At 58.6% G+C, this 25,569-nt stretch carries 21 protein-coding genes and 2 pseudogenes; 13 read left to right on the top strand and 10 right to left on the bottom strand.

What is annotated here, in order from left to right:
* Positions 1-25 precede the first annotated feature (25 nt).
* The 10 genes and pseudogenes from nifK to AU381_RS28535 all read right to left on the bottom strand — a co-directional run bounded on the left by nifK (position 26) and on the right by AU381_RS28535 (position 12,438).
* Positions 26-1,567, bottom strand: coding sequence for a nitrogenase molybdenum-iron protein subunit beta (gene nifK / locus AU381_RS13530; RefSeq protein WP_015633414.1), 1,542 nt, complete (start codon positions 1,565-1,567; stop codon positions 26-28).
* Positions 1,568-1,662: 95 nt separating this feature from the next.
* The gene (gene nifD, locus AU381_RS13525; RefSeq protein ID WP_014857528.1) at positions 1,663-3,177 is read right to left on the bottom strand and encodes a nitrogenase molybdenum-iron protein alpha chain; all 1,515 of its coding nucleotides are present in this window, start codon (positions 3,175-3,177) and stop codon (positions 1,663-1,665) included.
* A gap of 96 nt (positions 3,178-3,273) precedes the next feature.
* Positions 3,274-4,164 (bottom strand): nitrogenase iron protein, encoded by an 891-nt coding sequence (gene nifH / locus AU381_RS13520; RefSeq protein ID WP_010875130.1) that lies wholly within the window; start codon positions 4,162-4,164, stop codon positions 3,274-3,276.
* A 244-nt stretch (positions 4,165-4,408) separates the two neighbouring features.
* Positions 4,409-4,519: pseudogene (locus AU381_RS31220) on the bottom strand (LLM class flavin-dependent oxidoreductase); the annotation flags it as partial.
* Positions 4,520-5,379: 860 nt separating this feature from the next.
* A complete protein-coding gene (locus AU381_RS13515; RefSeq protein WP_014857644.1) occupies positions 5,380-6,435 on the bottom strand; it encodes an LLM class flavin-dependent oxidoreductase in 1,056 nt (351 codons plus the stop codon).
* Positions 6,436-6,572: 137 nt separating this feature from the next.
* On the bottom strand, positions 6,573-8,219 hold the full coding sequence (locus AU381_RS13510) for an SDR family oxidoreductase (RefSeq protein WP_034859517.1): 1,647 nt from the start codon (positions 8,217-8,219) through the stop codon (positions 6,573-6,575).
* A gap of 62 nt (positions 8,220-8,281) precedes the next feature.
* The gene (locus AU381_RS13505; RefSeq protein ID WP_034859521.1) at positions 8,282-8,854 is read right to left on the bottom strand and encodes a nuclear transport factor 2 family protein; all 573 of its coding nucleotides are present in this window, start codon (positions 8,852-8,854) and stop codon (positions 8,282-8,284) included.
* A gap of 78 nt (positions 8,855-8,932) precedes the next feature.
* Positions 8,933-10,153: a cytochrome P450 gene (locus AU381_RS13500; protein WP_014857647.1), complete on the bottom strand. Its 1,221-nt coding sequence runs from the start codon at positions 10,151-10,153 to the stop codon at positions 8,933-8,935.
* 20 nt (positions 10,154-10,173) lie between these two features.
* Positions 10,174-11,667 (bottom strand): dicarboxylate/amino acid:cation symporter, encoded by a 1,494-nt coding sequence (locus AU381_RS13495; protein ID WP_034859520.1) that lies wholly within the window; start codon positions 11,665-11,667, stop codon positions 10,174-10,176.
* A gap of 51 nt (positions 11,668-11,718) precedes the next feature.
* On the bottom strand, positions 11,719-12,438 hold the full coding sequence (locus tag AU381_RS28535) for a nitrogen fixation protein NifQ (protein ID WP_014857649.1): 720 nt from the start codon (positions 12,436-12,438) through the stop codon (positions 11,719-11,721).
* 578 nt (positions 12,439-13,016) lie between these two features.
* Between AU381_RS28535 and AU381_RS13485 the strand changes: the two genes are divergently transcribed.
* The 13 genes and pseudogenes from AU381_RS13485 to AU381_RS31210 all read left to right on the top strand — a co-directional run bounded on the left by AU381_RS13485 (position 13,017) and on the right by AU381_RS31210 (position 24,694).
* Positions 13,017-13,583 (top strand): peroxiredoxin, encoded by a 567-nt coding sequence (locus tag AU381_RS13485; RefSeq protein ID WP_014857650.1) that lies wholly within the window; start codon positions 13,017-13,019, stop codon positions 13,581-13,583.
* A gap of 673 nt (positions 13,584-14,256) precedes the next feature.
* Positions 14,257-14,577 (top strand): iron-sulfur cluster assembly accessory protein, encoded by a 321-nt coding sequence (locus AU381_RS13480; protein ID WP_014857651.1) that lies wholly within the window; start codon positions 14,257-14,259, stop codon positions 14,575-14,577.
* A gap of 448 nt (positions 14,578-15,025) precedes the next feature.
* Positions 15,026-15,883 carry an electron transfer flavoprotein subunit beta/FixA family protein gene (locus AU381_RS13475; protein ID WP_034859514.1) on the top strand — a complete coding sequence of 286 codons (858 nt, stop codon included), beginning with the start codon at positions 15,026-15,028 and terminating at the stop codon, positions 15,881-15,883.
* A gap of 9 nt (positions 15,884-15,892) precedes the next feature.
* The gene (locus AU381_RS13470; RefSeq protein ID WP_014857653.1) at positions 15,893-17,002 is read left to right on the top strand and encodes an electron transfer flavoprotein subunit alpha/FixB family protein; all 1,110 of its coding nucleotides are present in this window, start codon (positions 15,893-15,895) and stop codon (positions 17,000-17,002) included.
* Between the two features lie 10 nt (positions 17,003-17,012).
* Positions 17,013-18,320 (top strand): NAD(P)-binding protein, encoded by a 1,308-nt coding sequence (locus AU381_RS13465; protein ID WP_064242292.1) that lies wholly within the window; start codon positions 17,013-17,015, stop codon positions 18,318-18,320.
* Positions 18,321-18,334: 14 nt separating this feature from the next.
* The gene (locus tag AU381_RS13460; RefSeq protein WP_014857655.1) at positions 18,335-18,628 is read left to right on the top strand and encodes a ferredoxin family protein; all 294 of its coding nucleotides are present in this window, start codon (positions 18,335-18,337) and stop codon (positions 18,626-18,628) included.
* 166 nt (positions 18,629-18,794) lie between these two features.
* Complete coding sequence (gene nifA, locus AU381_RS13455) at positions 18,795-20,465, top strand: nif-specific transcriptional activator NifA (protein WP_015633448.1); 1,671 nt, start codon at positions 18,795-18,797, stop codon at positions 20,463-20,465.
* A gap of 224 nt (positions 20,466-20,689) precedes the next feature.
* Positions 20,690-22,171: a nitrogenase cofactor biosynthesis protein NifB gene (gene nifB / locus AU381_RS13450; RefSeq protein WP_015633449.1), complete on the top strand. Its 1,482-nt coding sequence runs from the start codon at positions 20,690-20,692 to the stop codon at positions 22,169-22,171.
* A 33-nt stretch (positions 22,172-22,204) separates the two neighbouring features.
* Positions 22,205-22,399 carry a 4Fe-4S dicluster domain-containing protein gene (locus AU381_RS13445; RefSeq protein ID WP_034859518.1) on the top strand — a complete coding sequence of 65 codons (195 nt, stop codon included), beginning with the start codon at positions 22,205-22,207 and terminating at the stop codon, positions 22,397-22,399.
* Between the two features lie 81 nt (positions 22,400-22,480).
* Complete coding sequence (locus tag AU381_RS13440) at positions 22,481-22,804, top strand: nitrogen fixation protein NifZ (protein ID WP_014857659.1); 324 nt, start codon at positions 22,481-22,483, stop codon at positions 22,802-22,804.
* On the top strand, positions 22,801-23,031 hold the full coding sequence (gene nifT / locus AU381_RS13435) for a putative nitrogen fixation protein NifT (RefSeq protein WP_014857660.1): 231 nt from the start codon (positions 22,801-22,803) through the stop codon (positions 23,029-23,031). The genes AU381_RS13440 and nifT overlap by 4 nt, the downstream gene beginning before the upstream one ends.
* Positions 23,032-23,744: 713 nt before the next feature.
* A pseudogene (locus tag AU381_RS31215) lies at positions 23,745-24,485 on the top strand (AbrB family transcriptional regulator).
* The gene (locus AU381_RS31210; protein ID WP_014857666.1) at positions 24,482-24,694 is read left to right on the top strand and encodes an AbrB family transcriptional regulator; all 213 of its coding nucleotides are present in this window, start codon (positions 24,482-24,484) and stop codon (positions 24,692-24,694) included. Before AU381_RS31215 ends, AU381_RS31210 begins: the two are co-directional and overlap by 4 nt.
* The last annotated feature ends 875 nt before the right edge of the window (positions 24,695-25,569 follow it).

Raw genomic sequence — 25,569 nt, 5'->3', positions numbered from 1 at the left:
GGCCGGCGTTTTGCCGACCGCCGCTCTAGCGGGTCAGGTCATAGGAATAATCGGTCACCGCCGTCTGCATCGTTTCGCGATCGAGGCGGTCGAAGATCGTGTCGAGGATCGTCGTCAGCAGGCGCAGGCCGCCCTGGTAGCCCATGAGCGGAAAGCGGTGGTGGTGGTGGCGGTCGAAGATCGGGAACATCAGCCGGATCAGCGGCGTGCCGGTATCGCGCTCGAGATACTTGCCGTAGGAATTGCCGATCAGCAGGTCGACCGGCTCGGTGAAGAGCAGCGAGCGCAAGGCCCAGAGATCCTTTCCCGGCCAGACCTTTGCCTGCTTGCCGAAGGGAGAAGAGGCGAGCAGCTCGGTCATCTCGGCCTGCCAGGCCGCCGTGCCGTTGGTGGCGAGGCAATGCCGCGGCTCGCCGCCGGTCTCCATGACGAAGCGGGCCATGGCGTAGACGAAGTCCGGATCGCCGTAGATCGCGTATGTCTTGCCATGCAGCCAGGATTGGCTGTCGGCCATGGCGTCGACCAGCCGGCCGCGTTCCAGGCGTATCGTCTCGGGGATTTCCCGGCCGGAAATCGCCGACACCTTCATCAGGAACGCGTCGGTGGCGTTGATCCCGAGCGGGTAATGGAAGGCGGCGGTGGCCTGACCGACCTCCCGGCAATATTCGAGCGTCTTGCGGCTGTTGTAGTGCTGCAGCGACAGCGTCGCCTCGGCATTGAGTGCCGCCCTCAGCGCCTTGATCGTCGTGCCCCCGTCATACATGCGGTATTCGCCGTCGGACGGCGTATCGAACTGGTCGGAGGCATCCTGGATGAAGGTGTAGGACACGCCCATCAGGGTGAGCAGGCGCTGGAGCTCGCGGTTGTTGCCGACGCAAAAGCCGTCGAAGCCCGGGATGATGTTGATCGTGCCGGCCGCTTGCGTGCGCGCCTGGCCCTTCCAGAAGTGCTCCAGGATGCCCTTGACCATGCTGTCATAGCCGTCGACATGGCTGCCGACGAAGGCGGGCGTGTGAGCGAACGGCACGTCGAATTCGGGCGGGACTGCGCCTTCGCTCTTGGCGTTCTCAATGAAGCCATGCAGGTCGTCGCCGATGACCTCGGCCATACAGGTGGTGGAGACGGCAATCATCTTCGGATCGTAGAGCGCGTAGGTATTGGCGAGCCCGTCGACCAGGTTCTTCAGGCCGCCGAACACCGCCGCATCCTCGGTCATCGAGGACGAAACGGCCGAAGCCGGCTCCTTGAAGTGGCGCGACAAGTGCGAGCGATAATAGGCCACGCAGCCCTGACTGCCATGGACGAACGACATCGTCCGCTCGAAGCCGGCGGCTGCGAACACCGCCCCCAACGGTTGACAGGCCTTGGCGGGGTTGACGACGAGCGCCTCGCGGGCGAGGTTTTTCTCGCGATATTCCCAGCCCTTGCTGTATTCGCGCTGGTCCGTGACGAGCCGTTCGGGGTGCGGACATTCGAAGTTCAGCTTCTTCTCCGCGAGCATCTGCCGGTATTCCGGCTCGCGAAACAGCGGCGCATGGTCGAGTATCTTCTCAGCCGATTGCGGCATGGTGTTTGACCCTTCTTGATCTGGCCTCTTAGGCCAGGGATGTTCGAGAGGTTTCCGGTCTTGCCGCGGTCCTCGTGCCGCGCAAGACCGGACGATCATTCGGCTGCAACTGCGGCCGTCGGCACGGTCATTTTCTTCCAGGGCGCGTCGTAAAGATCCCAGACCGGATTGTTGATGGCGAGATCCATGTCGCGGGCGAAGATGGCGAAGCCGTCATAGCCGTGATAGGGGCCGGAATAATCCCAGGAGTGCATCTGGCGAAACGGGATGCCCATCTTCTGCACCGGATACTTCTCCTTGATGCCGGAGCCGACCAGATCGGGGCGGATCCGCTCGATGAACGTGTCCAGTTCGTAACTGGTCGCGTCGTCATAGATCAGCGTGCCCGTCTTCACGTAGTGGCCGGTGCGCTGATAGTCGTCGTTGTGGGCGAATTCGTAGCCGGTGCCGACGATCTGCATGCCGAGGTCCTCATAGGCGGTGATGACGTGGCGGGGGCGCAAACCACCGACATAGAGCATCACTCGCTTGCCCTGGAGGCGCGGCCAGTACTTGTCGATCACGGCGTCGACCAGCGGCCGGTACTTGGCGATGACCCTCTCGGCCCGTTCTTCGATCGTCGGGCCGAAATGCCTGGCTATCTTGCGCAGAGAGGCTTCGATCTGGGAGGGGCCGAAGAAGTTGTATTCCATCCAGGGGATGGCGTATCTTTCCTCCATGTGCCGGCAGATGTAGTTCATCGACCGGTAGCAGTGGATGAGGTTGAGCTTGGCCCTGGGGGCCCGCTCCACTTCCGCGAGCGTGGCGTCGCCCGACCAGTTGCCGACGACGCGCAGCCCGATCTCCTCGAGCAGGATGCGCGACGCCCAGGCGTCGCCGCCGATGTTGTAATCGCCGATGACGTTGACATCGTAGGGACCGGTTTCGAACTCGACGTCCGTCTTGTCGTCCGCCTTGTCGAACACCCAGTCGCGGATGGCGTCGTTGGCGATGTGATGGCCGAGCGACTGCGAGACGCCGCGGAAGCCTTCGCAGCGCACCGGCACGATCGTCGTTTCGTGTTCGACGGCCTTCTTGCGCGACACCGCTTCGATGTCGTCGCCAATCAGGCCGATCGGACATTCGGACTGGATGGTGATGCCGTTGTTGAGGGGAAACAGCTCCTCGATCTCGTCGATGACCTGTTCCAGCTTCTTGTCGCCACCAAAGACGATGTCCTTCTCCTGAAAGTCGGAGGTGAACTGCATCGTCACGAAGGTGTCGACGCCGGTGGTGCCGACATAATAGTTGCGGCGCTGCGACCAGGAATACTGACCGCAGCCAACCGGGCCGTGCGAGATGTGGACCATATCCTTGACCGGGCCCCAGACCACGCCCTTCGAGCCCGCATAGGCGCAGCCGCGGATCGTCATCACCCCGGGGATCGACTTGATGTTCGACTTCACGTCGCATTCGGAGAGGGTCTCGCCCTCCTCCCCGACCGCCTCGCGGTCCGATGCGACACTGAGGTGCTTTTGGCGACGCTTGGCCGCCTTGTGTGGGTACTGCGACAGCACTTGCGTGATCAGCTCCTGATGGAGCGCACTGTCATTCTCGTAATCGAGGCTCATTGGGCCTGCCCCCTTTTTTGCGTGTCCTCCAAGAAGAGGCACCATTGGTGGAATGTCGCACCGGATCACCGTCCCGGGCAGCGTCTGCGGCGGCGGTCACTGGGCCGCTGCCGCCGCTTCCTTGGCCTGAAGTTCGGCAAGCATCTGCTCGTCGGTCTTCATGACGCCGAAATCGAGCAGCATGTCCTCCAGCTCCTCCATGGTGATCGGGGTCGGGACGGTGCCCTGGCCGGAATTGGCATGGATCTTGTCGGCCAGCGCGCGATACTCCGCAGCCTGTTGCGACTCCGGGGCATACTGGATCACCGTCATCTTCCTGAGCTCGGCGTGCTGGACGATGTTGTCGCGCGGCACGAAGTGGATGAGCCTGGAATTGAGCTTGGCCGCCAGCGCCTCGGCGAGATCGAGCTCGCGGTCCGTCTGGCGCTCGTTGCAAATCAGCCCGCCGAGCCGCACGCCGCCCGAATGGGCGTATTTGAGGATCCCCTTGGCGATGTTGTTGGCGGCATAGAGCGCCATCATCTCGCCGGACATGACGATGTAGATTTCCTGCGCCTTGTTCTCGCGGATCGGCATCGCGAAGCCGCCGCACACCACGTCGCCCAGCACGTCGTAGGAGACGTAGTCGACATCGTCATAGGCGCCATTTTCCTCCAGGAAGTTGATCGAGGTGATGACGCCGCGGCCGGCGCAGCCGACGCCCGGTTCGGGGCCGCCGGACTCGACGCATTTGATGCCCTTGTAGCCGACCTTGAGCACGTCCTCGACCTCGAGATCTTCCACCGATCCCTCCTTGGCCGCCAGATGCAGGACCGTGTCCTGCGCCTTCGCGTTGAGGATGAGCCGGGTGGAGTCGGCCTTGGGATCGCAGCCGACGATGAGGATCTTCTGCCCGAGGTCGACAAGGGCGGCGAGCGTGTTCTGCGAGGTGGTGGACTTGCCGATACCGCCCTTGCCGTAAAACGCGATTTGACGCAGACCTGCCATGTTGCTTTCCTTCGTTGTTCGAAACCATCGCGGTTGCCCGCAACACGAATACAGCGGCAGCTTCAAGCCGCCTGCACAAGAGTGGCTACAAGACCCGTGCCAAGTCGAGGAGGGTGAGCCCAGCAGAAGCTGGTTTACTTTCTTTTACAGCTACTTAGATTAGGAGAAGTAGCCGACCCAGACGCAAGCCTGTGTCGCGGAGCCGACAATTTCACAAACAATTGTCGAAAGCGTCCGACGCGCCAATGGTCGTAGTCAAACCGGCGCAGTGGGTCACGATCGACAAAGGCGACGGACCGCTGTAGTCGTCGAAGTGGTGCTCGGCGAACCAGGCTGTGCTGAAGCCGGCTTGCAGACTGTCCTACGATTCATGACAGCCGCGCTGGGCGGCCAGGATAGATGTTGCGAACTTGATAGTCGCTTCGTTTGCAGATCAGGCGCCGTGCAGGTCGCGGTGCCACGTGTCATTCGGCCGGCGCTGACGGTGTGGTCCCCATTAGGACGCGTCAGGCGAGGCCAGAAATCGTCCCCAGTTCATCGTCCCCAGTTCATCACCCCTGCCTTTCGTGAGCCGCGGCCTACGCGACGTCCATTCGTGATCCGGTGTATGTTGCGCGGTTGGGTCTTCGAGACTTGAGGGAGCTGGATGAAGATCAACGTGACTACTTGTGCGCAAGGACCTACGCTGCGGTGCGCACAAGAGACCGGAGCAGCAACCTTGGGGCCGATGTGATCCCTGAATGCGCAATGGGGAGGTGCCCCCTTNACTTAGATTAGGAGAAGTAGCCGACCCAGACGCAAGCCTGTGTCGCGGAGCCGACAATTTCACAAACAATTGTCGAAAGCGTTGCCTATCAGGCGCTCGGAGCCCACTGCCGCTGATCAGGTACAAGCCGCGGGTTTGGGGAGCATCTTCTCGGAGGCTTTGCCAGCCCTAAGTGTCCGCCGTCCGATCAAGTTTGCTTAAGATGGCTATTTCCGGCCCTCGTCCGATTAAAATCGCGGACTGAACTATCGGAGCTCAAATGCGTACTGCCGCCGGTAGCCTGCTTGTCTGTCGTGCGAATGGTATGCGACCCATGACGCCCATGAGCCACTTTCACGAGGAGTTCAGCTGTAATCTGTGCCGACATTTACGATGGCTTTTGAAACTTGCCGGGCATTCTGACGGCGCCTGAGGAAGTGAGCTGACCCGAAGGTCAGGACGGTATAAACTCAAGCCTGCGACTGCCCGAGAGATTTCTGGACTGCCGGGATTATCTTGTCTCCCCAAAGCTCGATCTGGCGCAACATCGTGTTTTGGTCAAAATCTCCCAGCTGGGTCTGAATTGCAATCTGGTCCGGCTTCAAGACATCGATCTCCTCCAGAAGGCGATCAATCACGCGATTGATACTGCCAATGGGCAGGTTCTTGCGCATAGTGTCGAACGATAGATCCTGATGCGTCGGCATCTCCTCCAACATATAGCCGTCCTTACTTTGTTGCCGACGCTGTCGCAGTGCCTCGGACAGCCGGCGCTGGAAGCGGGCGTTATCGATATAGCTGTTGATTTCCGCTCCATCATCACTGGCATAGCAGCACCGCAGTAGCGATACCTTGGAGTCGCGAACCTCCTTGCCCTCGGATGCAGCGGCGGTCTTAATGATGCCACGCAGCAAGCCCAGAGTTTCCAAGCCGTCATGGAGAGCCGTGACGAAAAGATTGTGACCCTCACGATAGGCTCGGGCCATAGTTTTGGAGGATGCGCTAGCAATCCAGATCGGTGGCGTCGGCTTTTGGAGGGTGCGCACCGAAATCGCCGTCGGGGGTATCTGCATGTAGCGACCGCTGTGGGTGAAGATTCTTTGCTTTAGTCCCTTCAGCAAAATGTCCAGGCATTCCGAAAAGATGGCCGGCGCCTCATCTATATTGACGCCGAAGCGGTCGAACTCGAACTGCTGGTATCCCGAGCCAACGCCGAGTTCGAGTCGACCGTTGGCAACGACGTCGACAAAGCCGATTTCCGCCAGCAGGCGCTGTGGTTGGTAGAGCGGCAGCACGCAGACTGCGGTTCCGAGCCGAATGGTGCTCGTCAATCCGGCACAGTGGGCTACCATCAGTAATGGCGACGGGACGAGACTGTAGTTGTTGAAGTGGTGCTCGGCGAACCAGGCTGTGCTGAAGCCAGCCTGCTCCGAAAAAATTGCCTGCTCTATCGAGTTGCGGACGACGCTAGCGGAAGACTGATGATAGCCGCGCTGGGCAGCGAGAATGAACGTTGCGAACTCCATGGTGTCTCCTTGTTTTCGGATCTGGAATCGCGCAGTCGTGGGTCGCGCCTCGATTGACGAGAAGGTTTCCCTATGGCCCTGCTCATGGCCCCCTAACGCATTCAGAGCGCCAAGCGCTAAAAGCGTGCAAATGCAATTCAGGGAGAGAGCAACCGCCATCGCGCCGCCGGCCGGCGCTGCGGCCTCATCTCCGTCGAAATTGCTCCATCGACTTCGCTGCCCCACCCCGCTTCTCTGGACGAGATCAAGCCTCCGTCCACGTGCAGGATCGAGCCGTTGATGTAGGAGGCATCAAACGAGGCCAGAAAGTAGGCAGCCTCGGCGACTTCTTCTGCGTCCCCGACCCTGCCCAAAGGAATTCGCTGTCGGAGCGAAGCCGAATCCATGCCGGCGACCGCTGCCAGCCGGTTGGCGGCACATGTGCGGATGTAACCTGGAGCGACTGTGGCTGTGCGGATGCCCAATGGCCCGAGTTCGGCCGCCATGCAGCGGGTCAGCATGTCTATGCCAGCATTGTATGCTCCATAGGCGTGACTTGGCGCGAGCGGTGAAAGGCTTAAACTTGACCCGAGATTCAGGATTACGCTGCCAGAGCGCATCGATATGGCGGCCTCGCGAACGCAGGTGAAGGCGCCAGTAAGATTGACATCCAGTATGCGTTTGAGGACTTCCGGCGACTCCTCGATATTGGGGACGAGTATCTCATTCATGCCGTTGACGAAGACGTCGAGGTGGCCGAAGCGCTCCCGCAATTCTTCGAAGAGCGAGACTACCTCGGTTTCGACGGTCCTGTCCACGCGCCTTGACAGGTGCTTGTCGCCGAGCAAGCCGGCGAGCTTTACCGCTTCTTCACCGTCTCCGTCGGCGATCACAACCGTGTCGCCGTTTTCGGCAAAGCGCCGAGCGATGGCCGCGCCTACGCCTGTAGCGCCGCCCATGACGATCACTGTTCGCGCATCGGTGTCCTCGACCGGCCGCATGAATTCTGCTCCGGGCGTCCTATCCTGAGCCTGATGGGCACCACCCGGTTGGTTGACTGACATCCAGCCCCCATCGACCACAAGCGTCGACCCGGTTATGTAGCTCGCCTGTGCGCTCGCCAAAAAGCGCACGGCCCGCGCGATTTCGTCGGGGCGCGCTATTCGGCCCAACGGTACGCGGCGCCTTATCGCGCTGACGTCGAGCTTGCCAGCGCGTTCCAATTCGGCAACCATAGGCGTGCGCACGTGACCGGGCGCTACCGCTGTCACACGGATGCCGCGCGATGCCCATCGGCACGCCAGCGATTTCGTGATTGAGATCAGACCAGCTTTCGAAGCGGCGTAGGCACTGCGCTTCGGATTGCCGAGCAGCCCAGCCAGCGAAGCGACATTGACGATGGCGGCGCCAGGTTTCATCAGCTTCGCGGCTTCGCACGCCATCGAATAAGCCCCGACAAGGTTTATCGCTAGAGCGCCTTGAAAATCTTCGAGAGCAGTATCGGCGGTCGCAGCCATGGTCGGCCCAATCCCCGCATTATTGACGAGCACTTCAATCCGCGAGAATCGTTTTTCCAGAAGGGCACGCAATGCGACGACATCGTCCTCTCGCGACACGTCAACCTCGAGGCCAAGATGGGGCTCTCCGAGATTTTGGCCAAGTTCGATTACGCCGCTGTCCGGGAGGTCCACCGCGACAACGACATCTCCATTCGCGGCAAAAATATCGACGAGCGCGCGGCCGATACCCCCTGCGGCACCTGTGACGACGATGACCCGCCCTGGCTGAACCTGGCGATCGTCCATGCGTCTCTGTGCTCCACGGGCTCGGCCTCGAGGAATCGGAGGGTAGCGCAGTCGTATCATGGTTATTCTTCTCCACTGCCGATCAGGTCCTTTGGATGATTTTTCGCAGCAACTCGCCGCTTCGAAAGTTCGTAAACGGGATCATTCGGATGCGGTGCCCCAATCGGTTGGCGAGGACCGAACCGCTCTGCTTCCGAGGACTTCGGTGGTCTCTGTTTCTCAACCCAATCATAGACTACCGTCCGTTCGACGATGCGCCACTCCCCTTCCCTTTTCTGAAACAGATCACAGTAGCGTCCGCACAAGAGCACCTGCTTTATCTCGCCTGTTGCGTCGGGACCGCGCTGCAGCGCGGTGAAATAACTCTCGACGGCGGCCTCTGTCGCGCCCAGGAACTCAATGATTATGTTCGCAAGCTGGTGGATGTTGCGCGGCTTAGTTTTGAAGACGTTGAGTGCATGCTGAATAAACCCTGCGGCAGAGCCGGAGTAGCTTCCGTGATTGTCGCGTGCATCGGGCCAATAACAGCTGCGCAGTGCAGCCTCGTCTGCCCGGTCGATTCCTCGACAGTAGCGATGGAGACAGTCGCGGATTGCTTCTCGGTCGAATAGATTGGTTATGCTTTCTTCATTCATCATGGTGCGGTGAGATGCGGTAAGCGATGAAGACTTGGGAGCGATCGGCGCTTCATTGCTACCGCCTCGCCCGTCCAATCAGGCCCAAGTTAGGATGATATTACTGATCCCGAATACATGGCCGCCATGAGTTATCGGCGCCGTACCTTCCTTGATGCGGAAAGCTGGGATGCGCGCTAACCATTCACGTAGGCCAATGACGATTTCTCGCCGTGCGAGATGCGCTCCGTGGCAAAGGTGTGGTCCATAGCCAAAGGCGGTGTGCTGATTATCCTGTCGTGCCAGATCGATAGTGTTGGGGCACTTAAATTCAGACGGATCTCGATTAGCAATCATCGCGGGACAGGAAACATAATCACCCTCACGGATAGGCACGCCTTCGAACTCGGTGTCCTTCGTGGCCACGCGGATTATCTGAACGGTTGAATAGGCGCGCAGCAGTTCCTCAGCGGCGAGCCCGAGCCGATCCGGTTCGTTTCGCAACAACTCCTGGTGCTTTGGATTGCGTGCAAGATAGGCCATGTCAAAGCCAATGGCGGCGGCAACCGTGTCGAGCCCCGCGACCAAGAAAAGCACACCGATGCCGCGGACTTCCTCTTCTGTTAAAGAGCGGCCCTCGATTTTCGCCTGCAGGGCGAAGGTCATGAAATCGACGGCTGGCGACTTGCGGCGCATCGCTGCCATTTCGTCAATAAAGGCCACGACCGAGCGGGCTGCTGCCGTTCGCTTTTCTGCATTGCCGTGGAGCAAATCGCTTACCCAGCCGACAAGTACTTCGGATCGCCTCTGGGAAAGTCCCAGAAAGCTGAGGAAAACGCTGACCGTAAAGGGCAAGGCGAAATCCTTCATCACGTCACAGCTGGTCTTCTCTTTCGCAATGCAGTCGATCAGCGCGCCTGCTCTGGCATGGATAGTCGGCTCCAGCGCCAACACCCGCCTGGATGAGAACAGAGGGTTTAGCAGTGCACGAAACACTCCATGGGCCGGGGGGTCCAATTCGAGGGGGATGACCGGCCAGTTTTCGCCAAGTGCCGAGGCGAAGATGCTGCGATGGCTGGAAAAGGTCTCTGTATCCTCAAGGACCCGGCGCTGGTCTCTCGCCCGTGTTATGACCCAGGTACCTCGTCCATCGCGCGTGTTGGAAGGAGAGTAAAAGATCGGCGGGCCATTATCATGAACGCAAGCCACGGCGGCGTGCGGATCCCCGTTAGGCGTCGGCGCCATGCCAGGCGACGTGAAAAGACTGAAGTCCCGCACCAGTGCGGGCGGAACATGATCTGGAATGGGGTTGGTCTTCACTCGCTTTCTCCTTAAGTCACTCATAAGCTTAGCGGACCGCCGAAGACCTGAGCGGAATGATCGGGAGCAATTCGACGGGAATCGCGCCCCCCTGGGCGACCGGCAAGAGCACGATCTGCGGAGTTGGTTGCAACAAACAGCACTTTTTGTCCGAGTTCAACAGTGTCACTCCGCTGACTTGACAAACCCGACATGGTCTCGACCGGCGCCTTGCCTGCAAGGGTGGTTGCAAGCTGCGCCGGGGCAAGCTCGCCTTCCCACTTCGCCACCACAATCGTTGCGACCGCATTGCCGATTATGTTGGTGAGCGCCCGGCACTCGGACATGAAGCGGTCGATGCCGAGGATCAGCGCCATGCCGGCGACCGGCACGGAGGGAACCGCGGAGAGGGTTGCGGCAAGCGTGATGAAGCCAGCGCCGGTAATGCCAGCTGCCCCCTTCGAACTCAGCATGGCGATGAGGAGCAGCAGGATCTGATCGCCGTAGGAGAGCGGCGTATCGGTCGCCTGGGCGATGAAGAGCGCCGCGAGCGTCATGTAGATGTTGGTGCCGTCGAGGTTGAATGAGTAGCCGGTCGGAATGACTAGGCCGACAACCGAGCGCTTGCAGCCTGCCTTCTCCATCTTGCTCATCAGCCCCGGCAGCGCTGCTTCCGAGGAGGACGTCCCGAGCACGAGCAGCAGTTCTTCCTTGATGTAGCGGATGAGCGCCACGATCGAGAAGCCGTTGTAGCGTGCGACCGCGCCGAGCACCATGAAGACGAACAGGAACGAGGTGAGATAGAAGGTGCCGATCAGCATCGCGAGATTGGCAATGGATGCCACGCCGTACTTGCCGATGGTGAACGCCATAGCACCGAAGGCGCCGATCGGGGCGGCCTTCATCAGGATCGCCACCAGCCGGAAGATCGGCAACGTCAGCGCGTGCAGGAAATCGACGACGGCCTCGGCCTTCTTGCCGACCATCGCGAGCGAAATGCCGAAGAGGACCGAGGTGAACAGTACCTGGAGGATGTTGCCCTCGGCGAAAGCACCGACCAGCGTCGTCGGGATGATGTTCATGAGAAAGCTGGTGACCGACTGCTCATGCGCCTTCTCGGCATAGCTCGTGATCACCTTCATATCGAGCGAGGCCGGATCGATATGCATGCCCGCACCCGGCTGGACGATATTCGCGACGATGAGGCCGAGAATGAGCGCGAGGGTGGAAAAGGTCAGGAAGTAGATCATCGCCTTGCCGGCGACGCGGCCGACCTTGGCGAGATCGGTCATGCCGGCAATGCCGGTCGCGACCGTCAGAAAAATCACCGGCGCGATGATCATCTTGACGAGCATGATGAAGGCGTCGCCGAGCGGCTTCATCTTGGAGCCGACATCCGGATAGAAATACCCGAGCAGGATGCCCACGGCGATCGCCGCGAGGACCTGGACGTATAGATGTCTATAAGGGGGTGTCTTGCCGCGGACCACCGCCACGTTTTCTACGATCAAGATGATTTCCTCCACTTGGTGCATGCGCACTCGTAATCCGCGCATGCAGAGATGACGAAAAGGCCTCCCAGCCGTCTATAGCCGGCCTAGGCGGCGCTTAAGCTCAGCCTCTCCGCCAACTTTCCCGACCGGTGAAGCACTTTCGCCTTCCTCAGGGCCAAAGCAGCTCTCCAATTCCTTGCATTGCGGGCAAGAAGGCGCCGTGCACAGCGAATAGCCCTCGGCCTCACACAGCTTGCGATAAAAGTACTTCTTCCACCGCATGTTTTGGGTATTGCCGGCTGCAAGCGTTGGGAAATGGCTGGCGAGCAATCGGCTGAGTTCGACTCGATCAAAAAGACCAAGCTCCCTCCAGAGATGGTCGTGGCGCAAGGCACGCCGGGCTATGATTTTGGCGAAAAGCACGCTCGCCGAATCGCCCGCTCGAGCATGCGCGAGCAGCAGACCGCGCAGAAGTTCCTCCTCGGGGCCGGGCTCCGAATCTCTTACCTCTTCCAAGCGAAAAACATGAATAGTTGGGGCGGGAAAACTGCGGTTCAGGATGTCCCGCAGCTCTACTTGCGAAAGACCAGTTGCCTCTGTTGCCGTTGCCTCGCCGGCATCGATTTCCTCGAGTGCACGCGAAAGGACACATGCAAGCACGTACTGGTCGAAATCCATTTCGAGGTCCGTAGGCGGCCATGGTTCGAGGTCCAGCAATTCGGATAACTGTCGCCAACCGGGCCGATCGGTCATTCTGATTCCGAGTGTTACTCTCCCTTTCGACAAAGCGCGGACCTCAGCTAGATTTGACATGTTCCCATCCTTCCCTGCTTTCGTTCCACACGAGGGCGCCCCAGAGATGCCTGCACGGCAATTGTGCCCCCCGGGGGCGTTTCAAAATTCGTGCCAATCCAGTCTACTGAGCCGAAGGGTTAAGTTCGTGCGTTCCATTCAAAGGCTGAACGGAGGTCTGTAGGAAGCAGGGGGAAATGCGGCCGTGTCGGAAGGGCGACAAAGGCGACATGATGTCGGCCCTCTGACAAGAGCACGGGTCGAGTTTCTTAACCGGAAACGCGGAACGGTCGATTCGGCAAGTTCCTGTTAAAATGAACTTTGCAGGCGGCACGTTGATACGCGCGGCCGCCGCAGCTTGTCGCAGACGGGTTGAGCCACGAGAAGGTGTGTGCGCGTCCAGTTTACGCCAATAGCCAGTCCGCGCACAAGATTGCCATGCCCGTACCGAAGCAGTGCTGTTTGAGCTTGGATCTAAAGTGGCACGCCGCTTGCTGTCTGTTCGTTGGCCGACGAGCTGATTATTCAAGTAACGGTGCTTCGCCAGAGGGTCCAGAGGCGGCGAATGCTCAGTTCTTTTTTCGAAGGAGCGATGCTCAATGCCTGTGAAAAAAAGAATCCCTTTCGTTGCCTTTCGCACGCGTGTTCGCGACGAGACAATAGGAGGGCCAAACCCATACCGATGGGAAGTCAGAACAACCGAGGATTACTTCAGTGGCAAGCGCGTCGTTCTGTTTTCGCTTCCCGGTGCGTTCACCCCGACCTGCTCAACTCAGCAATTGCCTGACTTTGAGAGACTTTACGACGAATTCCGGAAGGTAGGAATCGAAGCGGTCTACTGCCTGTCAGTTAATGACGCCTTCGTCATGAACGCATGGGGCAAGGCGTTGGGCTTAGAGAAGGTCAGGCTTATCCCGGATGGTTCGGGCGAATTCACTCGCAAGATGGGCATGCTGGTTGCAAAGGACAATCTCGGCTTCGGAATGCGCTCGTGGCGCTACGCTGCCGTGGTCAATGATAGCGTGGTGGAGCAATGGTTCGAAGAAGAAGGTTTCTCGGACAACTGCGAGTCCGATCCTTATTCGGCATCTTCTCCGCAGAACATTCTTGAAACGCTGAGGACTTTCGATACCGCACGTCTCGGTCGTGTCCCGATTAAATTTTGATTTTTGCCATGTGAGCTATCCAGTCTGATGTTGCGGAGCCGGTGCTGACAGTGAGCGCCGCAGCTACCCACTGAGCAGCCCTCAGCGCAATTTCATGAACCCCGCGCAGCAGGAAAATCGCCGCTCAAGGTGACTTGCCGGTCTGCTCGCGGACGATCCCTCGATCCATTGAGCTAATGCGTGCCATCGAGATAATCGATTTCACCGAGATACTGCTTCCTGCTATGCCGCTTTTCGGGCACGGAACCGAAGTTAAAGGCGAGTTCCCATGAGCAAGTCTGTCATCACAATTGATGTCGTGATCGAACTCGCGTTCGCAAGAGGAGCATTTGGCCTATGTACACCGACATGAAGGAATTGCGCCGGAGCAGTTCATGCTGCGGCACGGGACGGTACGGCACATTCCCGCTGAGGGTTTAGTTTCCTTCAATCGACCGGGTATCCAATCTCCGCGCCGGAGTCTCAGCAGCCCCTGCCGAGGATAAACGTCGATGCTCGGCGCGTCGCGGAGAGCCTCACACGAACTCGGTTTAACACCCAAATGTCGTAACTACGACTGTGTCGTACAAACGACATGGCTGTGTTTGAACAACGTGTTGTTTTCGTGATGGTTTCTGGTTGGCACACTAGGTGCATCGTTCGCAAGCGACTCGAAACCAGGAGAAACGAACCCATGATAACGCTCACCGACAGTGCGATTGCCGCAATAAAGTTCGCGCTTTCACAGACTTGCGAGCCGGCGGATGGGCTACGCATCAAAGTGGAAGCGGGCGGCTGCTCGGGTTTTAAATACCACCTGGGCTTGGACCGCGAGTCGCGCGACGGCGACGCTGTCATTGAGGCGGGTGGGGTCAAGGTGTACGTAGACTCAGCTTCTCAACCTCATGTCAGCGGCATGACTGTGGACTTCACCACGGGTGTCGATTCCCCCGGATTCATCTTTGAGAACCCCAACGCGCGAGAGAACTGCGCCTGCGGGAAGTCTTTCGGCTGATCGCATCAACAGAGGGGAACGAGAATGCTAGGTCATCCACGAGAGGGATCAGCAACACACTTCATGCTGTCGCTTTCCGCGCACAAGTTCCAGGGGCCGAAGAGCTTCGGGGCACTTTACATAAAGCGGGAGTTTGCAACCACTTCGCCGTTATCACGTCGGATCTTTAGGATGCTAGAGGAGCGCAAGCGGACCAAAGCAGTGCGCCTAACCGCACATTTGTCATTGGGACTCGGCCTAAAATCATCGGGAAACGACACGTACGGAGCGGTTGCGACGATTCGATGTCATGAAGCCGACAACGCTATCACGCAGGCCGCCGTCCTGTGTGCCGAAAAAGCTCCTTAGATTTCATGGGCTTCTTGAACCACAGTTGGTTGGCATGGTTGGTGCTTGGAAGGGAGGCGAAAGACGTCATCTTACATGCGATCGGAGCCAGAGAGACCTCATGCACATCGTAGTCTGTATCAAGCAAGTCCCGGATTCGGCGCAGATACGCGTCCATCCGGTGACGAACACGATCATGCGCCAAGGCGTGCCGACTATCATCAACCCTTACGACCTGTTTGCCCTCGAACAGGCACTCCAAGTGCGTGACCACCATGGCGGCGAGGTCACGGTGCTCACCATGGGCCCGCCCATGGCCGAGGAATCTTTACGCAAGGCGCTCACTTATGGCGCAGACCGCGCGATACTTCTGACCGACCGGCACTTTGCCGGCTCCGACACGCTGGCGACTTCATTTGCTCTTTCTCAGGCAATCGCGAAGATTGGCAATAGCTTTGGATCGCCTGATATCGTCTTCACAGGTAAGCAGACGATCGACGGCGATACCGCCCAGGTCGGCCCCGGAATAGCCAAGCGCCTCGACCTCGTGCAGTTGACCTATGTCGCAAAGGTCACTTCCATTGATCTCCGCACGCGCGCGATTACGGTCGAGCGTCGCTCGGAAGGCGGCACGCACGTCCTGAAGAGCGAATTGCCTTGCCTGATCACCATGCTGGAAGGATCGAATGCCATTCGCCGCGGCTCACTTGATGATGCCTTGCGGGCCGCACGCAGCGAAATCGTCAAGTGGAATGCGGTGGAGGCTGGCATTGAAGACATCACAAAATGCGGGCTGCGCGGTTCGCCGACGGTCGTCAAGCGGGTCTTTGCCCCTACCCCGCGCGAGCAAAAAGCGGTGCAGATCGACACCGTCGAGAAGGCAGTGCAGGACGTAGCTAACGAGCTGGTCACTTCAATCTTCGCCCATCAGCCGGCACTGGAGCACGAGCTCTCCTCCACTCGTAGCGTGAGCAGATAGGAGCAGATTATGGGAACTCGAAAAAGTAAAGCACCACCACCGGCCCAAGCCCGTGCCAGCATGAAAAAGGACCTGCCTGAGCAATTCAGAGACTACCGGCACGTCTGGGTTTTCATGGAGCTGGAACGCGGCCATGTCCACCCGGTCTCGTTCGAACTTCTCGGCGAAGGCCGCAGACTTGCCGACCAACTGGGGGTTCAGCTCGCAGGTATTATTCTCGGGCCTCCGGGGGATTCTACCTTGCACGCCGCTGCTGAGGCCTTCGCCTATGGTGCGGATCTGGTGTATCTCGTCGAGGAGCCGCTGCTCACGGATTATAGAAACGAGCCTTTCGCCAATGCACTGACAGATCTGGTCATTACCCATAAGCCAGAGATTCTGCTTCTCGGTGCGACGACGCTGGGTCGCGACCTCGCCGGTTCCGTCGCGACCACACTGCTGACGGGGCTTACAGCCGACTGCACCGGACTTGATGTCGACGAGGACGGTTCGCTTGCAGCTACCCGGCCCACGTTCGGTGGCTCGTTGCTTTGCACGATTTATACGCTCAATTGCCGGCCCCAAATGGCAACTGTGCGGCCAAGGGTCATGCGCATGCCACAGCGGTCAAACAAGCCGATCGGGCGGGTAATCAGGCACGATTGGCGGATGTTGGAGGAAGATATCGTCACGAAGGTCGTCGGTTTCCTTTCCGACGACCGATCGGGCAACGCCAATCTCGCCTATGCGGATGTGGTGGTTGCCGGCGGGCTGGGCCTCAGCAATGCAGAGAACCTGCTGCTTATCAAAGACCTCGCGCTGACGATCGGCGGTGACTACGGCTGTTCCAGGCCGCTCGTCCAAAAGGGCTGGATGCCAGCTGATCGGCAGATCGGCCAAACTGGAAAAACGATCCGCCCGAAGCTCTATATAGCGGCTGGAATATCAGGCGCGGTCCAGCACCGCGTCGGTGTCGAGGGAGCTGACCTGATTGTCGCTATCAACACCGATCCACACGCGCCCATCTTCGATTTCGCCCATGTCGGTGTTGTCACCGATGCTGTCAGCTTTCTGCCGGCGTTGACGGAAGCTTTCACCAGACGGTTGGCGCCGGCCAATCGTCTGAGACTTGTGAACTGAGGTAAAACCTATGACCGAGGAAAGATTCGACGCCATCGTCGTCGGTGCCGGTATGTCTGGAAACGCGGCTGCATACACCATGGCAAGTCGCGGTCTAAAAGTGTTGCAGTTGGAGCGCGGAGAATATCCGGGCTCCAAGAACGTCCAAGGCGCTATCTTGTACGCCAACATGCTGGAGACAATCATTCCCGATTTCCGGGATGATGCACCTCTTGAGCGGCATCTGGTCGAGCAGCGATTCTGGGTAACGGACGATACGTCACACACCGGAATGCACTACCGGTCGGACGACTTCAATGAGCCGGCGCCAAACCGTTACACGATCATTCGTGCCCAGTTCGACAAGTGGTTTTCGCGGAAAGTCCGAGCGGCGGGCGCGATAGTTTTGTGCGAGACGACGGTGACGGAACTGGCTCTCGATGCTGCCGGCAAGGTGATAGGCGTCCATACCGATCGAGCGGGTAGCGTCATCCATGCGGACGTGGTCGTGCTCGCCGAAGGCGTAAACGGCCTCCTCGGCACGAGAGCACGATTTCGCAAGGTGCCGAAACCCGAAGCCGTGGCACTCGCTGTCAAGGAAATGCATTTCCTACCGGAAGAGGTCATCAATGAACGCTTCGGCCTTCCCGGCGATCAAGGCTGTGTTATTGAGGCGGCAGGGACAATCTCGCGCGGAATGGCCGGCTTGGGATTCCTCTACACCAACAAGGAATCGATCTCGCTTGGCATCGGCTGCCTTGTCTCCCATTTCGCAGCGACCCTGGAAAGTCCTTACGCGCTACTTGACGCATTCAAGAACCACCCATCAATCCGGCCGCTACTTGCGGGCTCGGAGATTAAGGAATATGCGGCGCACCTCATTCCGGAGGGCGGATTCAAGGCAATTCCGCAGCTCTTTGGCGATGGCTGGGTCGTGGTTGGCGACGCGGCGCAGCTCAACAACGCCGTGCACCGCGAGGGCTCGAACCTCGCCATGACGTCGGGCCGCATCGCCGGCGAGGCGATCGCCGCAATCAAGAGCCGAAAACACCCGATGACGAGTGACAATCTCTCACTTTACAAGGCCATGCTGGACAAGTCTTTCGTTCTGAAAGACCTCAGAAAGTACAAGGACATGCCCGCCCTGCTCCACACGAATTCACGCAATTTCTTCACGACTTATCCGCAGTTGATGTCGCAAGCGGCGCAAAACTTCGTGCGCGTCGACGGCACACCCAAGATCGAGAAGGAAAGAGCGACCACAGCCGCTCTTATTAAAGCGCGTTCGCGATGGGGACTGGTCAGCGACGCAGTCCGCTTGGCACTGGCATGGCGCTAAAGGGGAGCATTGAGATGACAGCTTCAGTCGTTCGCATTGAAGACAAGCTTTACCAAAACCGTTACCTGGTGGACGCGGGGCGGCCGCACATCAAGGTGCGGCAGCATCAGTCTCCGAGCCCAAACCTGCTTGCGCTGACCGTTGTTTGCCCCGCGAAATGCTACGAGGTGAATGAAGACGGCCAAGTAGAGGTTACTGCGGATGGATGCATGGAATGCGGGACATGTAGAGTGCTGTGCGAAGAGAGCGGTGACATTGATTGGAGCTATCCGCGAGGTGGATTCGGTGTGCTCTTTAAATTCGGATGACTTGCATCTCACTTTTGTCTAACAAGATGGTTACGTTGACGGGCGCTCACAGGTGCAATCGCAAGCACTTGATAATGTCAGCAAGGCGGCATTTTCTCGTAGGGAGCCAAGAGCCGTTCGTACGACGCTCAGGGTGTTTCCTCGTAAGAATTGGCTCGATGAGTGTATGACTGAATTATCCCCTAAAACCATGCACAAACGGGACTTGGGGTGCAGCGGTCTCTATCGGATATCGAAGGTTTTGATCACTTCAGCCAGCCTCGAGATCAAGCTTGCCAATGTGATTAACACCCTCCCCGCACTTTTGCCAATGCGGCGCGGCGCAATCGTCGTTGTGGGCGCTGAAGGAGAGCCCGAGACAACTGCGACGTTCGGGGTTGAGCCTCCATCATCAGGCGCGCGCCACATTGCTGCGAAGGCTGCAATAGATAGAATCGTCGCAAAAGGTGCGCCGCTGGTCGTACCGGACACTTGCAGGTCGGAACTGTTCCAGGATGAGCTTCAGAGTATCGTGAGCGGCACTGGCCTAGTCACCTTCATTGGTGTCCCGATGAAGGCCGATCAAGAAACGCTTGGAACATTATGGATCGACCGCGCCAAGGATGGCGCAGCCACCAGAACACAATTTGAGGAAGAGGTGCGTTTCCTGTCGATGGTCGCCAACCTTGCGGCCCGAGCGGTTCGGCTGGATGGCCACGAGAGCCGCGATAGTCGGCCGATCGGCGAGGAGGGCGATCGCAAGATTAGTGCAGGCGACAAGGAACTGCCTGAACCAACCCGACAACGGCCTACGAGAATCGACTGGATTGTCGGGGAAAGCCCCGCACTCAGGCAAGTGGTTGAAAGCGTCAAAGTCGTTGCACAAACCAACTCTGCGGTGCTCCTCAGGGGCGAAAGCGGCACAGGCAAGGAATTCTTCGCAAAGGCAATCCACGAGCTTTCACCTCGCAGAAAAAAGCCGTTCGTGAAGTTGAATTGCGCGGCACTGTCTGCAGGCGTCCTGGAATCGGAACTGTTTGGGCATGAAAAGGGCGCCTTTACGGGGGCCATCTCTCAGCGCGCAGGCCGTTTCGAACTGGCGGATGGCGGGACGCTCCTGCTCGACGAGATTGGCGAGATCTCGCCGGCCTTTCAAGCGAAACTGTTGCGCGTCTTGCAGGAAGGAGAGCTTGAGCGAGTTGGCGGCACAAAAACGCTCAAAGTGGACGTCCGACTCATATGCGCCACCAACAAGGACCTGGAGACGGCGGTGGCCGAGGGGGAGTTCCGGGCTGACCTTTATTATCGCATCAATGTAGTGCCTCTCTTTTTGCCGCCTCTCAGGGAGCGAAATGGAGATATTCCACGCCTTGCGAAGGTTTTCCTCGACCGGTTCAACAGGGAAAACAATCGCAATCTCGAATTCACGCCTGCGGCACTCGAGATCCTGTCGAGATGCAAATTTCCCGGCAACGTCCGAGAGCTTGAAAACTGCGTCCGCCGGACCGCCACTCTCGCGCGTTCGGGGACGATTGTTCCATCGGATTTCTCCTGCCAGAATGCCCAGTGCTTTTCTTCAATGCTCGGGAAAACCGCTGATAGACCGCTTGGCACCCATTCGCTCAACGGATTGACTATGAGCAGACGTTTGCCAGTCGAATCGCCGGTCGGTCTCGGTTACCCCAATAGTCCTGGCGACTTAACGGTGGCACCAAATCTAACGAACCGCGAGCTTCTCATCAGCGCGATGGAGAAGGCCGGCTGGGTTCAGGCGAAGGCAGCTCGGATCCTCGGCCTCACACCGCGGCAAGTCGGCTATGCTTTACGCCGGCATGGTATACAGGTGAAGAAGATCTAAATTCGGTGAGCCCACTTATCATGGGCGTGGCCACCCGTCTTCCTCAGGCGCGCAGGTCTATTGTCCAATTTGGCAGCTTCCTGTCGCGACTTCGACAAAACCCGCTTCGGAGCATTGGCCTAAATCGAACACGGAACGCCAATCCTTTGAAATTCCCATCTTATTGTGTTGGCACAGCGCTTGCAGGTCCGACAACGACCCTTTGTCACCAGTGGAGCCGTTCGATGAGTGCACCAATAACGTGGCTTGAAAGCCTGACCAACACGACATCCTCTGGGCAGTTGCTGACAGCCGCAAAATCCGGTGACTGTGCATCCTCGTCCTGCGGTTCGTCCTCACGGCCAACCGACATGGATTCGGCCACCTGGGAGAAGGTCAAGGATCACCCTTGCTTTTCAGAGGAAGCGCACCACTATTTCGCCCGTATGCACGTCGCAGTCGCGCCAGCCTGCAATATCCAATGCAATTACTGCAATCGTAAATATGATTGCGCCAACGAAAGTCGGCCTGGTGTCGTGTCGGAAAAGCTGACACCGGACCAGGCGCTGCGCAAGGTGATTGCGGTTGCCAACGAAGTCCCGCAGCTTTCCGTTCTCGGCATCGCGGGTCCGGGCGACGCTTGTTACGACTGGAAAAAGACAAGGGCGACTTTCGAACGCGTCGCAAGCGAGATCCCCGACATCAAGCTATGCATTTCCACCAATGGACTTGCCCTGCCGGAGCATGTCGACGAGTTGGCGGAAATGAACATCAGTCACGTGACAATCACCATCAACATGGTCGATCCCGCAGTCGGCGAGAAGATCTACCCGTGGATCTTTTATGGCCATCGCCGCTACACTGGCATCGCCGCTGCCAAAATCCTGCATGAGCAGCAGATGTTGGGACTTGAGATGTTGAGCGAACGCGGCATCCTCACGAAGGTCAATTCGGTGATGATCCCCGGCGTCAATGACCAGCACCTCATCGAAGTCAACAAATGGGTCAAGGAGCGCGGCGCGTTTCTGCACAACGTCATGCCGCTGATTTCCGAACCGGCCCACGGCACCTGGTTTGGCCTGGCCGGACAGCGCGGCCCAAATGCGCTCGAACTGAAGGCGTTTCAGGATCGTCTCGAAGGCGGTGCCAAGCTGATGCGTCACTGTCGACAGTGCCGTGCCGATGCAGTCGGCCTTCTCGGCGCTGATCGTGGCCAGGAGTTCACGCTCGACCAGATTCCGCTCGAACTTGATTACGACGGTGGCAAGCGACACGCCTACCGGGAGGTAGTTGCACGCATACGCGATGACCATTCAGCGGCTAAGAAGGAGGCGATCGCAACGGTCGCATCAGTGAACATCCCTGGTTCGCTTCAAGTGGCTGTTGCGACCAAGGGCGGAGGACGCATCAACGAACATTTCGGCCATGCGAAGGAGTTCCAGGTTTACGAAGCCTCGCAAACAGGGATCAAGTTCGTGGGGCACCGTAAGGTCGAGCCGTATTGCCATGGGGGCTGGGGCGAGGACGCCACGCTCGGCGACATTATCGCCGCACTCGAAGGCATCGATTTCGTGCTTTGCGCCAGGATCGGAGATTGCCCCAAAAAGCAGCTCTTGGAAGCTGGAATACAGGCAACGGACGCCTTTGGCTATGATTATATCGAAGCCGCGATCAGCGCTCTTTACGCCACTAAGCATGGTTCCGACCGATCGCAGCTAACCGCTTGAGGCGGCTCACCCGACCGAACCAGGAGTTCAATGATGGCCTACAAAATCATCGCATCCCAATGCACCCAGTGCGGCGCCTGCGAGTTCGAATGCCCTTCCAGCGCCATCGAGTACAAGGGCGAGAAGTACGTGATTGATCCTGACAAATGCACCGAATGCAAGGGAGCTTTCGAGCTACAGCAATGCGCCTCGGTATGTCCGGTGCCGAAGACCTGCGTGCCGGCTTAAGCGCCGAATGCAGTGGCCAGGCCTCCGCGCGCGGCAGGCCCTGGTTTTCCCTGCGTAGCCCCGACAATGAAAGGAATGGCGATGGGTCTTGGACGCGAAGAGGAGGTCGAAATCCATAATCCTCCACGTTTCATGCCGGGTGAGAAAGTCTGTGCCACACGCCACATCAAGAATGACGGCACCTACCCGGGCAAGGAAATCGGAGAACGCCTCGTCAGGAAAGGCGACGCGGGTTTTATACGCGATGTGGGGACCTTTCTCCAGCAGTTTTACATCTATGCCGTCGATTGGATTGATCGCGGCATCGTCGTCGGAATGCGTGCGCGTGAACTGATGAGCCTCGACGAGGTCTCAACCCTGGCAACTGCTGAATGCACTGATCGGAGCGAAGGAAAAGCCCGATGAAAGTAACAATCCGCAGAACTGGCAATGGTTTATCAGCGTATGTTCCCAAGAAGGATCTGGAAGAGCCGATCGTCCAGGTTGAGAATGAAGGCCTATGGGGCGGCATTGTGGTGCTCAGGAACGGCTGGCGGCTCTTATTGCCTGATCTTCCGAAGGACACTCAGTTACCCGTCACCGTCGAGGCAAAGAAGATGGTGGATGATGCAGCGCAAAGAAAAACATCATGAATACAACACAGACTTCCGGTCTGCTCGTTCGGAGCAGCCTTGCCGAAAGTGGTTTGAACTGGCGTGGCTGGACCTGCGGTTTCGAATGCCTCCGACAGCGCTATTGCCTCCGATCTGCTTGATGCCTTCTTGCCAACGCGCCCTCGAGCATCCGTCCCTTGCCCTTGCCCTTGCTTAAGCTTAACGACGCAGTGCGCCTGTTGGCCGAAGGGTACTCAAGGTCCCGGCGGCGCAATCGGTCCAGCGGGCGCCTGCGTGGCGACCCAAGCCCACTGATGAAGGAGTTCACAATGACGACCGGAAAGGCAGCTATCCTGCGCCGCCCTTGGGAGCTGAAGTCTAAGGACCGCACGCGCCGAACCGCTTGTCACGTGCGAGGTTTCGACCAGCGCGCTTAAGGGCGTTACCGTCTTGGGCGTCGGCGTCCCAATCGGCCTGCGGAGATCGCGTGATGGTTCTCGACGCCAAGCGATCGCACAAATCGGCGACGTCCACTGCGTGCTTATCCCGACGACGCGGCCTCGATCCGGCAAGGGCGCCGCACCGCAATCCGCTCGGCAATTCAATTGATGCGTGTCTATTTCGATCGCGCACAAACGTCACACATTCCGAGGCTGTGGCGTCCTATGGTCTATGATGCGTAATCCGGGTGCGTCAGTTCAGTTGCGACATTTTCCCTGACTCTCGCGCTGGCAGCGTTTGGCGGCTGGGTTATGTGGCATTTCGATATGCCGCTCGCCTGGCTCGCCGGCGCAATCATCGCCACCGGCGTGGGTGCGCTGTTCGGGCTGCCTGTGGCTATCCCTCCCTTCGCTCGACTGCCAATGACCGCCGCTATTGGCGCAATGCTCGGAACGTCGTTCTCGCCTGCAGTGTTCGAGCATGCCGGTTGGTGGCCTAGCGGTGTTCATCGTGGCCGCGAGCGCATTGGGCTACATCTATTTCCGGCGTGTGGCGGGATTTGACCATCCCACGGCCTTTTTCTCGGCAATGCCGGGAGGCGTTGTCGACATGGTGACACTCGGCCTGGAACGCGGCGGCGACGAGAAGAAGATCGCGCTCGTCCAGACCACTCGGATCATCTTGGTGGCACTTTCCTTGCCGTTCCTGATACCGAGCGTTGCCGGAGGCGCGCCGCATGGCACCCGCGTCGCTTTCGTTCCGCTCGCGAGCTTCTGCGTCAAGGACGTTGTGTGGTTCTCCGCAGCCGTTTTGCTCGGAGTGGTTGCCGGAAGATTGCTGCGCCTGCCAGCGCGCTATTTGCTCGGGCCCATGTCTGCAAGTGCCATCATGCATTGGGATTGACGCAATTCGAGTTGCCGACTGCGGCACGCGCCGTGGCGCAAGTCGTCATCGGGGCAACCATCGGCTGCCGTCTCGCAATGCCGCCGCCTCGAAAGATCGTGGAAGTCATCGGCTTGTCCTTCGGCTCTACAATCCTGTTTTGTCCGTGACGCTGGTCTTCGCGAGCGTTCTCTCCTTCCTGACAGGAGACCGGTTCACCGCTCTCATGCTCGCCTACTCGCCGGGAAATGTCGCCGAGATAAGCCTCATTTCTTTGTCGCTTGGCGTCGAGATGCCCTATGTTGTCCTCCATCAAATTGTCCGGCTCTTTCTGGTAGCAGCAGGAGCAGCGGCCGTGTTTCGGTGGGTGAAGCGCTAAAGAGGTCGGAATTCCCTGCAAGGCTACATAGGTTCGCGTGGTGCTGAAATCGGCGGGTCATGCAGATGGTGGGCGAAACCTTCGCCCGTGTTCTCTTCCCCAATCCTGACGCGCGACCTGCTCGGAGCCTGATGACCATCCTTATGTCTAACTGTTAGTAAGGCCGAACTTTTAACCTCCTTGGAGTGCGCCCTTTGGGCTGGACATGTATCAGGCTGCGGATTTGCCAGTTTTGGGGCGAGCCACCTCAACGGGCGTTATGATTTCCGGTGGATGTGGTTCTGTGCGTCAAGTTCAGGAAATTGAGGTGGGCATGGCGCTGGACATGCGGCGCGAAGCAGAATGTCTTGGACGGCGGCGACGGCAGTCCGATCTTCAGTCTTGGTCGGTTGAGTTCCTCGTGGGGGCATCAGGTGACGGGAACATCACCGGCCTGCCACCGCCCCTCTCAGAGAATTTGCAGAACTCTCAGCACATTACCGTGAATCTTTACGGAGCTTGGAGCAAAAGATCGCGCGTCCGTCGAAGTGCATCGGCGCTGCTCCTGGTTCGCACAGTCTATTCTAACGCTGCCTATGAGATTCTACCTTCCTAAGTAGGTGCACGGGGCCGACGCTGCCGTTTAAAGGTTCCAGGCCACCGCCAAAACTCCAGTCGTACTAAGGTTTGGGATCCACCTGAGAGCGGGTCGTTGCGGGCATATGGGCCGCACACGTCAGGCGGGGCCATCCTGATGGACTTGTGAACGGTCATGCACCAACTTTCAAGACGGCAGTACTCATACCGCGATCTTTTAAGAGCCTGACTCGAAAAGGTCTCAACAATATCCGTACCTTGCCAAGCGTCGTGTCAGGACCCGGATGTGGGCGATAGTG

This window comes from Sinorhizobium glycinis (assembly GCF_001651865.1).
Taxonomy (GTDB): Bacteria; Pseudomonadota; Alphaproteobacteria; order Rhizobiales; family Rhizobiaceae; genus Sinorhizobium; species Sinorhizobium glycinis.
Note: the sequence above shows the minus strand (reverse complement) of the source record. Positions and strands in the feature narration are given on the sequence as shown.

Bases quoted from the DNA above. Each gene is read 5' to 3' on its own strand.
- nifK (WP_015633414.1), bottom strand. From the start codon at position 1,567: ATGCCGCAATCGGCTGAGAAGATACTCGACCATGCGCCGCTGTTTCGC.
- nifD (WP_014857528.1), bottom strand. From the start codon at position 3,177: ATGAGCCTCGATTACGAGAATGACAGTGCGCTCCATCAGGAGCTGATC.
- nifH (WP_010875130.1), bottom strand. From the start codon at position 4,164: ATGGCAGGTCTGCGTCAAATCGCGTTTTACGGCAAGGGCGGTATCGGC.
- AU381_RS13515 (WP_014857644.1), bottom strand. From the start codon at position 6,435: ATGGAGTTCGCAACGTTCATTCTCGCTGCCCAGCGCGGCTATCATCAG.
- AU381_RS13510 (WP_034859517.1), bottom strand. From the start codon at position 8,219: ATGGACGATCGCCAGGTTCAGCCAGGGCGGGTCATCGTCGTCACAGGT.
- AU381_RS13505 (WP_034859521.1), bottom strand. From the start codon at position 8,854: ATGAATGAAGAAAGCATAACCAATCTATTCGACCGAGAAGCAATCCGC.
- AU381_RS13495 (WP_034859520.1), bottom strand. From the start codon at position 11,667: ATGCACCAAGTGGAGGAAATCATCTTGATCGTAGAAAACGTGGCGGTG.
- AU381_RS28535 (WP_014857649.1), bottom strand. From the start codon at position 12,438: ATGTCAAATCTAGCTGAGGTCCGCGCTTTGTCGAAAGGGAGAGTAACA.
- AU381_RS13485 (WP_014857650.1), top strand. From the start codon at position 13,017: ATGCCTGTGAAAAAAAGAATCCCTTTCGTTGCCTTTCGCACGCGTGTT.
- AU381_RS13480 (WP_014857651.1), top strand. From the start codon at position 14,257: ATGATAACGCTCACCGACAGTGCGATTGCCGCAATAAAGTTCGCGCTT.
- AU381_RS13475 (WP_034859514.1), top strand. From the start codon at position 15,026: ATGCACATCGTAGTCTGTATCAAGCAAGTCCCGGATTCGGCGCAGATA.
- AU381_RS13470 (WP_014857653.1), top strand. From the start codon at position 15,893: ATGGGAACTCGAAAAAGTAAAGCACCACCACCGGCCCAAGCCCGTGCC.
- AU381_RS13465 (WP_064242292.1), top strand. From the start codon at position 17,013: ATGACCGAGGAAAGATTCGACGCCATCGTCGTCGGTGCCGGTATGTCT.
- AU381_RS13460 (WP_014857655.1), top strand. From the start codon at position 18,335: ATGACAGCTTCAGTCGTTCGCATTGAAGACAAGCTTTACCAAAACCGT.
- nifA (WP_015633448.1), top strand. From the start codon at position 18,795: ATGACTGAATTATCCCCTAAAACCATGCACAAACGGGACTTGGGGTGC.
- nifB (WP_015633449.1), top strand. From the start codon at position 20,690: ATGAGTGCACCAATAACGTGGCTTGAAAGCCTGACCAACACGACATCC.
- AU381_RS13445 (WP_034859518.1), top strand. From the start codon at position 22,205: ATGGCCTACAAAATCATCGCATCCCAATGCACCCAGTGCGGCGCCTGC.
- AU381_RS13440 (WP_014857659.1), top strand. From the start codon at position 22,481: ATGGGTCTTGGACGCGAAGAGGAGGTCGAAATCCATAATCCTCCACGT.
- nifT (WP_014857660.1), top strand. From the start codon at position 22,801: ATGAAAGTAACAATCCGCAGAACTGGCAATGGTTTATCAGCGTATGTT.